Origin of the sequence: Streptomyces sp. B93 (assembly GCF_018070565.1) — a bacterium.
In the GTDB taxonomy this organism is placed as follows: domain Bacteria; phylum Actinomycetota; class Actinomycetes; order Streptomycetales; family Streptomycetaceae; genus Streptomyces.
The window spans coordinates 46,338-60,409 of the sequence record NZ_JAGPXL010000026.1; the positions used below are offsets into that span (position 1 = coordinate 46,338).

The following is a 14,072-nucleotide window of genomic DNA, read 5'->3' on the forward strand; positions in this document are numbered from 1 at the left end:
GGACCCGCGGCCCCGTCAGCGCTCGGACGGCCAGGGGCCCCTGTCGCCGGGCGTCTGGGCGACATGGCGGTGTCCGATCCCGTACTCCGGGTGGTGCAGGTCGAACGCCGGGGAGTCGGAGCGGACGCGGGGCAGCGCCGTGAAGTTGTGGCGGGGCGGGGGGCAGGAGGTCGCCCACTCCAGTGAGCGGCCGAAGCCCCAGGGGTCGTCGACGTCGACCTTCTCGCCGTACTTGGCGGTCTTCCACACGTTGTAGAGGAACGGCAGCGTGGAGAGGCCGAGCAGGAAGGAGCCGATCGTCGACACGGTGTTCAGGGCGGTGAAGCCGTCCGCGGCGAGATAGTCGGCGTACCGGCGCGGCATGCCCTCGGCGCCCAGCCAGTGCTGCACCAGGAAGGTGGTGTGGAAGCCGACGAACAGCGTCCAGAAGTGGATCTTCCCGAGCCGTTCCTCGAGCATCTTCCCCGTGAACTTCGGCCACCAGAAGTAGAAGCCCGCGAAGATCGCGAAGACCACGGTGCCGAACACCACGTAGTGGAAGTGGGCCACCACGAAGTAGGTGTCGGTGACATGGAAGTCCATCGGCGGCGAGGCCAGGATCACCCCGGTGAGACCGCCGAACAGGAACGTCACCAGGAAGCCCACCGACCACAGCATGGGCGTCTCGAAGGACAGCGAGCCCTTCACCATCGTCCCGGTCCAGTTGAAGAACTTCACTCCGGTCGGCACGGCGATCAGGAAGCTCATGAAGGAGAAGAACGGCAGCAGTACCGCGCCCGTAGCGAACATGTGGTGCGCCCACACCACCACGGAGAGCCCGGTGATCGCCATGGTGGCCCCGACCATGCCCATGTAGCCGAACAGCGGTTTGCGGCTGAAGACCGGGATGATCTCCGTGATGATGCCGAAGAACGGCAGCGCGATGATGTACACCTCGGGGTGCCCGAAGAACCAGAACAGGTGCTGCCACAGCAGCGCGCCGCCGTTGGGCGCGTCGAAGATGTGCGAGCCGAACTGCCGGTCGGCCTCCAGGCAGAGCAGCGCGGCGGCGAGCACCGGGAACGCCATCAGGATCAGGATCGACGTGAACAGCGTGTTCCAGGTGAAGATCGGCATCCGGAACATCGTCATGCCGGGGGCGCGCATCCCGATGATGGTGGTGATGAAGTTGACCGCGCCGAGGATCGTGCCGAACCCGGCCAGCGCGAGCCCCATGATCCACAGGTCGGGTCCCAGGCCGGGCGACCGCTCCAGGCTGTTGAGCGGCGCGTAGGCGAACCAGCCGAAGTCGGCCGGACCGCTGGGCAGCAGCAGCGAGCCGAGCACGATCAGCCCGCCGAACAGGAACAGCCAGTACGAGAGCATGTTCAGCCGCGGGAACGCCACGTCGGGGGCGCCGATCTGCAACGGCATCAGCTCGTTGGCGAAGCCCGCGAACGTCGGGGTGGCGAAGAGCAGCAGCATGATCGTGCCGTGCAGGGTGAACAGCTGGTTGAACTCCTGGTTGCTCACCAGCTGGAGTCCCGGCCGGGCCAGCTCGGCGCGCATCACCAGGGCCATCACCCCGCCGATCAGGAAGAAGCCGAAGGAGGTGATCAGATAGAGGTGGCCGATCTTCTTGTGGTCGGTGGTGGTCAGCCAGTCGACGACCACCCGGCCGCGCTTCCTGGTCCCCGCGGGTCGCGCTGTCGCCGGTACGGTCTGCGTCCCCATGCCTCGCTCGCCCCTTCGCTCGTCGCGCCCCGGGCCCGCCGAAGCCCGCGCCACAGGTACCCGCGAGCCCTCGCCATGATGCTCGCGGCGACGGGTGCCCGGACAGGGTGCGGACGGCGTCGCCGTGGGGGAGCCGGGTATTTCCCGTGCGGCACCGGGCTGCCGCGGCCCGCCCGGAAACGGAATGAATAGTGCTCCGGGCACGGTTCTCGGACAGTCCTCCGGGCACTTTCCGCCGGGTTATTCGGAGAGTCGGGGCGACACGCGGGAATTACGATCGAATGCCTACGGAAGAGGTACGGGGCCGCTCATCCGGGTGGGTGAGTTCCACCGAAACGGGTGTCGTGGTCCTGTGACAGAAGTGTGACCGGAGGGGCACCCGTGACCCTCGGTGCACGGCGTGGGCTTCCCCGGTCGGCGCCCAGCGCCTAGCGTGGCCGCATGGCACCCATACCGACACCGCCCGCGGAACCACAGGACAGTCCGGACGCCTACGTCGGCCTCGACGCGGCCTCCGCCGAGCGGCTCGCCCGTGAGCGGGGCTGGTCGACGGTGCGGTCGCTGCCGCCGGGGGCGATCATCACGATGGAGTACCGCGTCGGACGGCTGAACTTCGAGGTGAAGGACGACCGCGTGGCGCGGGCCTGGAAGGGCTGAGCGGGCCGGGCCACGGGCACCGGCCCGCTGGTCAGCCGCCCGTCACCGGGCGGGCGGCCGAGGGCTGGTTGCGCGTGGGGCGCTCGGCGTGCGGCGGGCGGCGGCTGCCCGCCGGGGTGATCGGGGTGCGTTCCGAACGGGCGGTGTGCGGGCCCGGCGCCAGGTACAGCGGCGGCCGGGTGGTCCGTACCGTCGACGGCAGGATGGCCTCCCGCACGGGTGCGGCCGGGTCGGACTCCGCCGTGGCCGCCTCGCCGCTCGCCGCCGCCGTCGTGGTGAGCACGGCGGGAGCCGCACCCGCGGTCTCGGCACCGGTCACCGTGGCATCCGCGACCGCGGCACCCGTGACCGGCTCCGCGGTGGCCACGGCGACCGGCGCCGGGCGCGGGGCCGTCGAGAGGTCCGGGCGGCGGAGCGGCAGACGGTCGCGCTGGGCCAGGATCCAGGCCTCGGCGCGCGCGATCAGCGGCTCGCACCAGGGCAGGGCGAGCAGGATCAGCAGACCGGCGGCCCAGCCGAGGAGGACGTCGCTCAGCCAGTGCGTGCCGAGGTAGACCGTGGTCAGGCCCACGCTCAGGGACAGCACCGCCGACAGGGCCGACAGCCAGCGGCGGGCGCGCGGGGTGGAGGCCAGGTAGGCGAGGATGCCCCAGGTCACGACCGCGTTGGCGGTGTGGCCGGAGGGAAATATGTCGCTGCCGGCCTGGAACCAGTGCCACATCTCGTTGGAGCCGACGTCGGTCGCGTAGTGCGGACCCGAGCGGCCCAGGCCGTACTTCACGGCACCGACCGTGATGTTCAGCAGCAGCAGCGCCGCGCCGAAGGCCAGCAGCGGGCGCACCGTGTGCTGCCGCCAGGACCGCCAGCCGAGCCATGCGGCGACCATCACGGCGGTCGGGCCGCGCTGGCCGAGGACCACCCAGTAGTCCAGGAAGGCGTGGATCTCCGGCCACTGCTGGTACGGCCGGAAGAGCATCGCCTGCCAGTCGAAGCGGACCAGCCACGAGGTGACCGCGACGGCCAGCACGATGGCGAGGTAGAAGGCGAGCGTCGCGCCGAAGAGCACCACCCGGTGCCGTGTCATCCGCGGCACGTCGAGGACGGGCCGCACCGGTTCACGGTCCAGTCGGGCGAAGATCCGGTCGAGCCGGGTCAGCTTTGGTTCGGTACGCACTCAATCGACGTTACAGGGAGTGAGGTCACTTCCCCCGCGAATCACCGGGGTTGTAATGACGATGTGATGTGGCATTGCTCTCAGGGGGGCGTTTATTTCAGGGGTTTCCGTAATGCCCGGAGCCTCTTCCCCGCAATTCCTTTGATCATTCCATAGCCTGTGTTTTGGCTTGCTTTTAAGTGTGTTCACCGGGCCCTCGGGTGGAATTTCCCGGGTGCTCATCGTGGCGCCGTTCGCGGTTCACGGTGGACCGGAGCCGTTCAGCCAGAACGCGCCGTACAGCGCCGAGACCACCGCCGCACCGGCCAGCACCAGCGCCGACCTGCGCGGACGTGCCCGCGCCAGGGCGAGCGCCAGGGGCAGCAGCAGCGGGAAGGCGGGCAGCAGCAGCCGCGGTTTCGAGCCGAAGTAGCTGGACGCGCACAGGGCGAGACCGGTGACCACCCCCGCGTACACCAGGAGCGACAGGGGCTGGCGCTGCCGTACGCAGACGACATACAGCCATGGCAGCAAAGCCACTCCGACGACCAGCGCGACGCCCGCCAGGGCCGAGGGGAACGACGTGAACTTGTCGGCGACGAAGCGGGCGAAGGCGTAGCCGCCGTCGAAGCCGTTGCGCCAGCCCGCCTGGACGTCGAGGTAGCCGAGCGGGCCGAGGCCGGTGCGGTGGCCGACCCACAGGACGTACCCGGCGGCGCCGAGGGGCGCGAGCAGCATCCCGAGAGCGCGCGGCCAGATCGGCGCGCCGGCCGGGGGCGGGCCGGGGGAGGCGACGGGGGCGCGCTCGGCGGGGCGGGCGCCGGACGGTGCGGCGGCGCTCCGGGCTCCCCCGGACGGCGCAACGCCGGGGGCCCGGGCGTCCCGTACGAGCGACACGACGGCCGCCGTCCACACCGCCGCCACCACGGCCAGCCCCACCGGCCGGGTCAGACCCGCCAGCAGCGCGAGGGTGCCCGCGGCCACCCAGCGGCCGGTCAGCACGGCGTACAACGACCAGGCGGCCAGCGCGGTGAACAGCGACTCGCTGTACGCCATCGACTGGACGATCCCGACCGGCAGCACCGCCCACAGCAGCACCGCGCAGACCCCGGCCCGCCGCCCGTACAGGTGGTCCGCGACCGCGAAGATCCCCCAGGCGGCGGCGAGCGAGGAGAGCAGGGAGACGACGAAACCGGCGTCGGCGTACGACAGCGGGGTCAGCGCGTGTCCCAGCCGCTCCAGCCATGGCAGCAGCGGGAAGAAGGCCAGGTTGGAGTGGATGTCGCCGTTCGGCAGGCGCACCTCGTAGCCGTAGCCCAGCTCGGCGACCCTGGTGTACCAGAGGGCGTCCCAGCGGGCGGTCAGCAGGGTGTACGCGCTCTTGTCGCGCGCGGCGCTCCACCCGGCCAGGGCGAGCAGGCCCAGGGCGCGCACGGCGGCGTACCCGAGGAGGGCCGGGGCCGCCCGGCGCCAGGTGGGCGCGGACCCGGACGGGGCCACGCGCGTTTCAAGATCGGTCACGGGCTCGATTATCGGCTGAACGGCGCGGCCGGCGGACCGGGGCGGTGCCGGGGCCCCGGTGTGCGCACAAGCGGAGTGGCGCACGCCACATCGTTCCGCCGGAAGTGTGAGAGATCCGCCACGTGACCCCGCCGCGAACTCGCGTACGCTGACGTGTCACTCGCCGTTCGCCTGCGAGAGCCGGGGACACCGCTCCTCTCCGGCCGAGTCGCGGGGAGTCCCCGCCCCGTGAGCCCGCCGAACGCGAGGGATCATCTGGGAGGTACGTGTACATGTCCGGGACGACCTCGGCCGCCGCCACCGGGCCGCGCCGTCGGGCGGCCGGGGCCGGTGCCAACCGCTGGGTCGTTCTCGTCGTCCTGTGCACCAGCCTGCTGCTGGTCGCGGTCGACGCCACCGTGCTGCACGTGGCGGTCCCCGCCGTCACCGAGGACCTCAAGCCCGGCGCGATGGAGCTGCTCTGGATCGTCGACGTCTACCCGCTGGTCTGCGCCTCGCTGCTGATCCTGTTCGGCACGCTCGGCGACCGGGTGGGCCGCAGACGGATCCTGCTCCTCGGCTACGCGCTGTTCGGTGTGGCCTCCGCGCTCGCGGCCTTCGCCGACACCCCGCGGGTGCTGATCCTGGCGCGGGCGCTGCTCGGGGTCGGCGGCGCGATGATCATGCCCGCGACCCTCTCCATCCTGCGGCAGGTCTTCCCCGACCGGCGGGAGCGGGCGCTGGCGATCGGTGTGTGGAGCGCGGTCGCCGCGGTCGGCGCGGCGGTCGGACCGCTGCTCGGCGGCTTCCTGCTGGAGCACTTCTGGTGGGGTTCGGTCTTCCTGGTCAACATTCCGCTGATGCTGGTCAGCCTGCCCGTGGGACGGCTGCTGCTGCCCGAGTCGACCGGTGAGGGCGACGGGCCCTGGGACGTGGTCGGCGCCCTGATGGCGGCGGCCGGGCTCTTCGGCATGGTCCTCGGGGTGAAGCGGCTCGGCGGCGGCGAGGCGGTGGCCAGCCCGTTCACGGTGTTGCCGCTGCTGCTCGGCGCCGGGCTCCTGGTGCGGTTCGTACGGCGGCAGCGGCGGCGTCGGCATCCGCTGGTGGACCTGCGGATGTTCGCCCGTCCGGCGTTCAGCACGTCCGTCGGGTGCATCGTGCTGGCGATGCTCGCGCTGGTGGGCCTCGAACTGATCGCCGCGCAGTACCTGCAACTGGTGCTCGGGCTCTCGCCGCTCGAGACCGGGCTTCGGCTGCTGCCGCTGACCATCGCGGCGATGGCGGCGGGGCTGGCTGGGGCGCGGATGCTGCGGCGGTTCGGGCCGCGCCGGATGGTGTGCTTCGGGTTCTGTCTGACGGCGGGCGCGGTGGTGCTGCTGACCGCGCTGGGACGGCAGGACGAGCCCGCGCTGATGCTGTCCGGGTTCGTGCTGCTCGGCTTCGGTCTGGAGACGACGCTGTTCGGGGCGTACGAGTCGATGCTGAGCGAGGCGCCGCCCGAGCAGGCGGGCGGGGCGGCGGCGATCGGCGAGACGTCGTACCAGCTGGGCGCGGGCATCGGTATCGCGCTGCTCGGCAGCGTGATGAACGCGGCGTACGCGCCGGGCGTGCGGGCGGTGCCCGGGGTGCCGGAGTCGGCGTCCGGGGACGCCGGGCACTCGCTCGGGGAGGCGTACGAGGTGGCCGCGCGGCTCGGGGGGCCGGCGGGGGAGAGCCTGCGCCAGGTGGCGCGGGACTGCTTCGTGCACGGGCTGCATGTGACGCTGCTGGTGAGCGCGGGTTTGTTGCTGCTGGGGGCGGTGATGGCGTTGCGGTTGCCGCGGGTGATGCACTGCGAGCAGGCGGTCGTGGACGTGCCCGCGCAGCGGGGGGCCGAGAAGTCCCGCGTCTCCGCGTGAGCGTCGGGGGTTTCCCACCCCACCCACCTGCTCGCCGTCGGTCGGCGGGTGGACGTGCGGGAGCGTGCCCCGTAGCGTCGGCCTGAACAGTCCCGGTTAGCAGTGCTAGTTTGAGTCGGAGGGTCTCCGTGTCGTCCTCGAAGTTGCCCCCGTTCGACCCCGGCGATCCGCTGGGCATCGACGATCTGCTCGGCCCCGAGGACCTCGGCGTCCGGGACACCGTGCGGCGCTGGGCCGCGGACCGGGTGCTGCCGTACGTCGCCGAGTGGTACGAGAAGGGCGAGCTGCCGGTCATCAGGGAGCTGGCGAAGGAGCTGGGCGGCATCGGCGCGCTCGGCATGTCGCTCAGCGGCTACGGCTGCGCGGGGGCCAGCGCGGTGCAGTACGGGCTCGCCTGTCTGGAGCTGGAGGCGGCCGACTCCGGCATCCGTTCGCTGGTGTCGGTGCAGGGCTCCCTCGCCATGTACGCCATCCACCGCTTCGGCAGCGAGGAGCAGAAGCAGCGGTGGCTGCCCGGCATGGCCGCCGGTGAACTGATCGGCTGCTTCGGCCTCACCGAGCCCGACCACGGCTCCGACCCCGCCTCGATGCGCACCCACGCCCGGCGCGACGGCGCCGACTGGGTCCTGAGCGGCCGCAAGATGTGGATCACCAACGGCTCCGTCGCCGCCGTCGCGGTCGTCTGGGCGCAGACCGACGACGGCATCCGCGGCTTCGTCGTGCCCACCGACAGCCCCGGGTTCTCCGCGCCCGAGATCAAGCACAAGTGGTCGCTGCGGGCCAGCGTCACCAGCGAGCTGGTGCTGGACGACGTACGGCTGCCCGCCGACGCCGTGCTGCCCGAGGCGACCGGGCTGCGCGGGCCGCTCAGCTGTCTGTCGCACGCCCGGTACGGGATCGTGTGGGGCGCCATGGGCGCGGCGCGCAGCTGTCTGGAGTCGGCCGTCGACTACGCGAAGTCGCGGGAGCAGTTCGGGCGGCCCATCGGCGGCTTTCAGCTCACCCAGGCCAAGCTCGCCGACATGGCGGTGGAACTGCACAAGGGGATTCTGCTCGCCCACCATCTGGGGCGGCGGATGGACGCCGGCCGCCTGCGTCCCGAGCAGGTCAGCTTCGGCAAGCTCAACAACGTGCGCGAGGCCATCGACATCTGCCGTACGGCCCGGACGGTCCTCGGCGCCAACGGGATCTCACTGGAGTACCCCGTGATGCGTCATGCGACCAACCTCGAATCGGTGCTCACCTACGAGGGCACCGTCGAGATGCACCAGCTGGTGCTGGGCAAGGCGCTCACCGGACTGGACGCCTTCCGGTAAGGCCGGGGGAGAGCGGGTGGGGCAGGGCCGGTGTGACGTCGGCCCTGCCTCAGCTCTGGTTGTAGAAGCCGTCCGCCCGGTGTGCGGCCGGTTCGCCGCTGATGACCTCCGTGTTGGCGGGCGACAGCAGGAACACCCGGTTGGAGACCCGCTCGATCGAACCCCGCAGCCCGAAGATCAGCCCGGCCGCGAAGTCCACCACGCGCTTGGCGTCGGCGGCCTCCATGGCCGTGAGGTTCATGATGACCGGGACACCGTCCCGGAACAGCTCGCCGATGGCACGCGCGTCCCGGAAGCTGTCCGGGGTCACCGTGCCGATCCGGCGGCCTCTCTCCTCGGCCGTGTCCGTGGCCACCTTCACCCGCGGGTCGGTGACCCAGGCGTCCCCGGTCTCGTTCCCCTCGGAGTAGTCGTCGTCGTAGTAGCGCTCGTCATCGTTGTCGTCGACGAGGCCGAGCCACGCACTCGCCTTGCGCACCGATCCCATGGACGCCTCCTCTCACAGCGGTCTTTCGTGCCTTCCGCATCCCTATGGTCATCCATGATGCGGACGTCGCGCCAAGTGGATAGACGCCGCGCGGGGGGTTTGTGACGGTACTGGTGCACAGCGAATCCGTCGAGAGTCCAAGTCCCCCAAGGGTCGTTCCGCAAACGGCTGCTGACTGTGAGTGAAATATGACTCTTCCCCGCGTCCGGGTGATGAGCGGTGCGTAAGAGTGAACGAAACCGTGCCAGGAGCGGGACAGAAGAGATGACGGTCGGTCGATAGGATTCGGTCGCTCAAAGGGAGGACGCGGTCCTGCGCATCCTGGCTGACCGCGGGGGATCACGGGGGATCACGGGGGGAATCGTCGTGTTCGGAATAGTCAGGCCCTGCCGTCATCGGCTCGGTGAGCGGCTGAGCGCCGAGTGGCTGGCGCACCTGTGCGGGCTCTGTCTCGCGCTGCGCCGCGACCACGGGCAGCTCGCCCGGGTGGTGACCAATTACGACGGGCTGCTCGTCTCCGTACTGACGGAGGCTCAGGCCCCGCGCTCCACGGACGGACGGCGTACGGCGGGGCCGTGCCCGTTGCGCGGGATGCGCACCGCGTCCGTCGCCCGGGGGGAGGGGGCGCGGCTCGCGGCGGCGGTATCGCTGGTGCTCGCCTCGGCCAAGGTGCGCGACCACGTCGCCGACGGCGACGGACTGCTGGCCCGGGCCCCGGTGGCGCTCGCCGCGCGCCGGGTCGCCGACGGCTGGGGGCGCGCGGGCGCCCGGAGCGGGTCCGCGGTCGGGTTCGACACCGCGCTGCTGGTGGACGCCGTGGACCGGCAGGCCGGGGTGGAGGCGCTGGCCGGGCCCGGCACCCCGGTGCTGGCCGTCACCGAGCCGACCGAGACGGCCACCGCGGCGGCCTTCGCGCACACCGCCGTGCTCGCCGGACGGCCGGGCAACGCCGAGCCGCTCGCCGAGGCCGGCCGGCTGTTCGGGCGGCTGGCGCATCTGCTGGACGCCGTGGAGGACCGGGAGGCCGACGCCGCGTCGGGCGCCTGGAACCCGCTCACCGCCACCGGGACCCCGCTCACCGAGGCGCGACGGCTCGCCGACGACGCCGTGCACGGCATCCGGCTCGCGCTCGACGAGGCCGAGTTCACGGACGGGCGGCTGACACACCGGCTGCTCGTGCACGAGCTGCCCGCCTCCGTCGACCGCGCCTTCGGTACGTCCGCCACCTGCGCCCACGGTGCCCCGGGGCCGTACGCCCCGCCCGGCGGCCCCGGCGGCCCCGGTGGTCCGCTGCCGCCCGAGCCGCCGCGCGGCAACCGGCGTGGGCTGCTCGCGGGCTGCGCGGTGTGGATGGGGCTGGCGTGTACGTGCCAGATGTGCTGCGGGGAGTACTCCAGCCCGTGGACGGGGGAGCGCAAGGAAGGGCTGTGCCAGCGCCACGGCGACAACTGCTGTGACTGCTGCGACTGCTGCAACTGCTGCGGGGACGGCTGCAACTGCTGCGACGGCTGCGGCTGCGACTGCTGACGGGGGTTCGGCGGCGGCTGTCGCCGGGATGTCCGGAGGGTTGCGTTCCGGACATCCCCCGGTGTCGCGTGGGGACGGCGGGGCGGAGTCGTACGGGAGTGGAGCGCGAGCCTCCGGTGGAGGTGTGACCTCGGGTTCGGCGGTGCGCTGACGGGGTGACAGGGGGCCGTCACGGGCGGGGTTTTGCCCGGCCGTCATGCGGGCAGCGCACAGGCCGGCGGCCGAAAGGTGCCCTTGCGCCGACCGTCCGTTCGGCCGAATACTCCCCCACAGCGCTTGTCAGGGGCACGTCGTGTTCGGAATCCGGACGATCGCGCCCCCGACTGCGCCTCACGGGCCCCGACCCCACGCGGGCCCCCTACTTCCCATGTGGAGGAACGAAAAGTGAGGATCAAGCGCACCACCCCCCGCAGCGGCATATCGAGACGGACCCGGCTGATCGCCGTATCCACCGGACTCGTGGCCGCGGCAGCGATCGCGGTCCCCAGCGCGAACGCGAGTGACGTCACCACGTTCAGTGCCAACCAGCTCAACAAGGCGGGCGACGCGGTGCTCAAGGCGGACATCCCCGGCACCGCCTGGGCCGTCGACGCGAAGACCAACCGGGTCGTCGTCACCGTCGACAGCACGGTCTCGCAGGCCGAGATCGCCGAGATCAAGGAACAGGCCGGCGCCAACTCCGGGGCGATCACCGTCAAGCGCACCCCGGGCAAGTTCAACAAGCTGATCCAGGGCGGCGACGCCATCTACGCGAGCAGCTGGCGCTGCTCCCTCGGCTTCAACGTCCAGAGCAGCAGCGGCACGCAGTACTTCCTGACCGCCGGTCACTGCACGGACGGCGCGGGCACCTGGTACTCCAACTCGTCCCGCACCACCGCCATCGGGTCGACCGCGGGCTCCAGCTTCCCCGGCAACGACTACGGCATCGTGCGCTACACCGGGTCCGTCAGCCGTCCCGGCACCGCCAACGGGGTGGACATCGTCCGCGCGGCCACGCCCGCCGTGGGCACCACCGTCATCCGCGACGGCTCCACCACCGGTACGCACAGCGGCCGGGTCACCGCCCTCAACGCCACCGTCAACTACGGCGGCGGCGACATCGTGAGCGGCCTGATCCAGACCACGGTCTGCGCCGAGCCCGGCGACTCCGGCGGCCCGCTGTACGGCAGCAACGGCACCGCCTACGGTCTGACCTCCGGCGGCAGCGGCAACTGCTCCTCCGGCGGCACGACCTTCTTCCAGCCCGTGACGGAGGCCCTGAGCGCCTACGGCGTCAGCGTCTACTAGAACGCGGACAGAACGCGGAAGAACCCGGAGCCTCCGTAAGAGGCCGGTCCGTCAGATCCCGGTGAGCCCCCGCACGCGACCCGCGTGCGGGGGCTCACTCCTGTGCGCCGTCGCACGGTTACCCATCCGTAGAGTTTGCAGTGCGAATGGTTCCCCCCGGGGCGGGCGGAGTGGTGAAGGAGACGGGGGCGCGCGGTGGTTACCGTGTGCGCGTCCGGAAGTCGACCTTGTGTGCCCCCTGTGCCGTTCGGAAGAGTGGGCGACCGTCAACCAAGCCTTCCGGTCCATGACGGCCCCCACAGCCGTATGGGCCGACCCCCCACAGGAGGACATGAGTTGAAGCACCGACGCATACCCAGGCGGCGGGCCGCCGCGGCAGGCGCGGGCATCGCCGCACTGGTCGCCGCGGGAGTCACTTTCCAGAGTGCGAACGCCAGCGAGCCCACCAGGTCCACGGCACCCCACACCCTTTCGGTGCCCGCGGCGGGAAAGCTCGCCTCGACGCTCGGCGTGGACCTCGGCGCCGGCGTGGCCGGCACGTACTACGACGCGAAGTCGCGGAACCTCGTGGTGAACGTCCTCGACGAGACCGCCGCCCGGATCGCCGAGGAGGCGGGCGCCCGGGCCCGGATCGTGGAGCACTCGCTCACCGAGCTGAAGAGCGCCCGGACCACCCTGAGCGAGGACGTGGCCGTCCCCGGCACGTCCTGGGTCACCGACCCGCGGACCAACAAGGTCGTCGTCACCGCCGACCGCACCGTCTCCGCCGCCGAGTGGGCGAGACTCACCGAGGTCGTCGACGGGCTCGGCTCGGTGGCCGAACTCAAGCGCACCAAGGGGGAGTTCACTCCCTTCGTCGCGGGCGGCGACGCCATCACCGGCGGTGGCGGGCGCTGCTCGCTCGGCTTCAACGTGGTCAAGGGCGGCGAGCCGTACTTCCTGACCGCCGGGCACTGCACCGAGTCCGTCTCCACCTGGTCGGACTCCTCCGGCACGGTGATCGGCGAGAACGACACCTCCAGCTTCCCCGGCGACGACTACGGTCTGGTCAAGTACACCGTCGGCGTCGACCACCCGAGCGAGGTCAACCTCTACGACGGCTCCACCCAGGCCATCACCGGCGCCGCCGAGGCCACGGTGGGCATGCGGGTCGTCCGCAGCGGCTCCACCACCCAGGTGCACGACGGCACGGTCACCGGCCTGGACGCCACCGTGAACTACGGCAACGGCGACATCGTCAACGGCCTCATCCAGACCGACGTGTGCGCCGAACCGGGGGACAGCGGCGGCTCGCTGTTCTCCGGCAGCAGCGCCATCGGCCTCACCTCCGGCGGCAGCGGTGACTGCACCTCCGGCGGTCAGACCTTCTTCCAGCCCGTGACGGAGGCGCTGTCGGCGACCGGGACGTCCATCGGCTGACCAGCCCGGAGCCTGCCGAGGTCCCGCCCCGCGCGCGAGGGGCGGGACCTCCGCCGTCCCGTCAGGGGGCCCGCGCGGGCAGCTCCGCCGCCGCCCGTCTGAGCCGCAGCGCCGCCGCCAGCATGGTGACCACCACGCCCCCGACCGCCCAGGCCCACAGCACCAGCAGTGGGGCGGTGGTGTCGTTGCCCTCGAAGTAGGCGATGGAGCGGGCCGTCCAGGTGCCCGCGCCCGGGGGCAGCGCCGGGCCGATCGCCTGCCAGAACGGCGGCAGCATCGGCAGCGGGAAGGCGCCGCCCGCGCTCGGGTTGCCCGCGATCACCACGAGCAGGATGGCGAGCCCGATGCCGACGATCCCGAAGAGGCCCTGGAGGGCGAGGGTGGCGGCGCCCACCGCGAAGGTGAGCAGGGCACCGAGCCCCCAGAGGTCGACCACGCTCCCGGGCAGCGCGTCCAGGACCGGCCCGACGATCACCGCGCCGCCGAGGCCGCCGACGATCGCCACCAGGGCCATCACCAGCAGCCGGACCGCGGCCCGGCGCGGGTTGGCGGGCCGGGCGCCGGCGCTGATCGCGAGCACCGAGGCGCACAGGTAGCCGCCGACGCACCACCCCACGACCAGGTAGAAGGACGACAGCCCGTCGAAGTCCCGGTCCGAGGCGGGGGCGACGTCGACGGTCCGCACGGTCCGTCCCTCGGCCCGCTCCAGGCCGGTGACCAGGCCCTCCAGGGTGGTGGCCAGGGCGCTGCCGCCGCCGGAGGCGACCAGGAGGGTGTCCCGGGTGCCGCCCGGGTCCACGATCAGCGCGCCGTCGGTCTCCCGGTCCAGGATCTGCCGCCGGGCGGTCGCCTCGTCGGTGACCGTGCGCGGGTCCAGCGGGTCGCCGGGAAGCCGCTCCAGCCGGGTCACCGTCCGCTCGGCGGCGGCCTGGGGCGCCACCACCCCGAAGGGCACGTCCCGGGGTCTCGGATCGTGCAGCGCTCCCACGTACGAGGCGATGAACAGCAGCTGGAGCGCGATCACACCGATCACCAGCAGGGTGGCCCGGGGGGGTGACGGCGTCCTTCACCTCGCGGAGGAACGGGCTCTGTGTCATGTCCCCACAGTCCTGGGC

General features: G+C 72.0%; 10 protein-coding genes and 1 pseudogene. 6 read left to right on the forward strand and 5 right to left on the reverse strand.

Translation table 11 applies throughout. The features are described 5' to 3' along the window. Positions 1–15 precede the first annotated feature (15 nt). On the reverse strand, positions 16–1,713 hold the full coding sequence (gene ctaD / locus KBY47_RS23270) for a cytochrome c oxidase subunit I (RefSeq protein WP_247695100.1): 1,698 nt from the start codon (positions 1,711–1,713) through the stop codon (positions 16–18). A 441-nt stretch (positions 1,714–2,154) separates the two neighbouring features. Here ctaD and KBY47_RS23275 point away from each other — a divergent pair, with 441 nt between their 5' ends. Continuing rightward, complete coding sequence (locus KBY47_RS23275) at positions 2,155–2,370, forward strand: I78 family peptidase inhibitor (protein ID WP_210923778.1); 216 nt, start codon at positions 2,155–2,157, stop codon at positions 2,368–2,370. A 31-nt stretch (positions 2,371–2,401) separates the two neighbouring features. Here KBY47_RS23275 and KBY47_RS23280 read toward each other — a convergent pair whose 3' ends face one another. Beyond that, positions 2,402–3,544, reverse strand: a complete 1,143-nt coding sequence (locus KBY47_RS23280; RefSeq protein WP_210923780.1) for a phosphatase PAP2 family protein — start codon at positions 3,542–3,544, stop codon at positions 2,402–2,404. Between the two features lie 240 nt (positions 3,545–3,784). Continuing rightward, complete coding sequence (locus KBY47_RS23285) at positions 3,785–5,044, reverse strand: glycosyltransferase family 39 protein (RefSeq protein ID WP_210923781.1); 1,260 nt, start codon at positions 5,042–5,044, stop codon at positions 3,785–3,787. A 272-nt stretch (positions 5,045–5,316) separates the two neighbouring features. Here KBY47_RS23285 and KBY47_RS23290 point away from each other — a divergent pair, with 272 nt between their 5' ends. After that, positions 5,317–6,921 carry an MFS transporter gene (locus KBY47_RS23290; protein ID WP_210923783.1) on the forward strand — a complete coding sequence of 535 codons (1,605 nt, stop codon included), beginning with the start codon at positions 5,317–5,319 and terminating at the stop codon, positions 6,919–6,921. A 128-nt stretch (positions 6,922–7,049) separates the two neighbouring features. Beyond that, positions 7,050–8,237: an acyl-CoA dehydrogenase family protein gene (locus KBY47_RS23295; RefSeq protein ID WP_374103099.1), complete on the forward strand. Its 1,188-nt coding sequence runs from the start codon at positions 7,050–7,052 to the stop codon at positions 8,235–8,237. A 49-nt stretch (positions 8,238–8,286) separates the two neighbouring features. Here the strand turns inward: KBY47_RS23295 and KBY47_RS23300 are convergent, their stop codons facing one another. Continuing rightward, entirely contained in the window at positions 8,287–8,724 is a 438-nt protein-coding gene (locus KBY47_RS23300; protein ID WP_210923785.1) for a cell division protein SepF, read from the reverse strand. 366 nt (positions 8,725–9,090) lie between these two features. On the opposite strand from KBY47_RS23300, the gene KBY47_RS23305 reads away from it, so the two are divergent. From KBY47_RS23305 to KBY47_RS23315, 3 genes are all read left to right on the forward strand, one after another. Further along, a complete protein-coding gene (locus KBY47_RS23305) occupies positions 9,091–10,251 on the forward strand; it encodes a DUF5685 family protein (protein WP_210923786.1) in 1,161 nt (386 codons plus the stop codon). A gap of 384 nt (positions 10,252–10,635) precedes the next feature. Then, positions 10,636–11,538, forward strand: a complete 903-nt coding sequence (locus KBY47_RS23310) for a S1 family peptidase (RefSeq protein WP_210923788.1) — start codon at positions 10,636–10,638, stop codon at positions 11,536–11,538. A 336-nt stretch (positions 11,539–11,874) separates the two neighbouring features. Then, positions 11,875–12,957: a S1 family peptidase gene (locus KBY47_RS23315; protein ID WP_210923790.1), complete on the forward strand. Its 1,083-nt coding sequence runs from the start codon at positions 11,875–11,877 to the stop codon at positions 12,955–12,957. Between the two features lie 61 nt (positions 12,958–13,018). Here KBY47_RS23315 and KBY47_RS23320 read toward each other — a convergent pair. Then, positions 13,019–14,054: pseudogene (locus tag KBY47_RS23320) on the reverse strand (DUF3533 domain-containing protein). Between the last annotated feature and the right edge of the window lie 18 nt (positions 14,055–14,072).

Excerpts from the sequence above, each read along its gene's own strand:
- ctaD (WP_247695100.1), bottom strand. The coding sequence starts at position 1,713 with ATGGGGACGCAGACCGTACCGGCGACAGCGCGACCCGCGGGGACCAGG.
- KBY47_RS23275 (WP_210923778.1), top strand. The coding sequence starts at position 2,155 with ATGGCACCCATACCGACACCGCCCGCGGAACCACAGGACAGTCCGGAC.
- KBY47_RS23290 (WP_210923783.1), top strand. The coding sequence starts at position 5,317 with ATGTCCGGGACGACCTCGGCCGCCGCCACCGGGCCGCGCCGTCGGGCG.
- KBY47_RS23300 (WP_210923785.1), bottom strand. The coding sequence starts at position 8,724 with ATGGGATCGGTGCGCAAGGCGAGTGCGTGGCTCGGCCTCGTCGACGAC.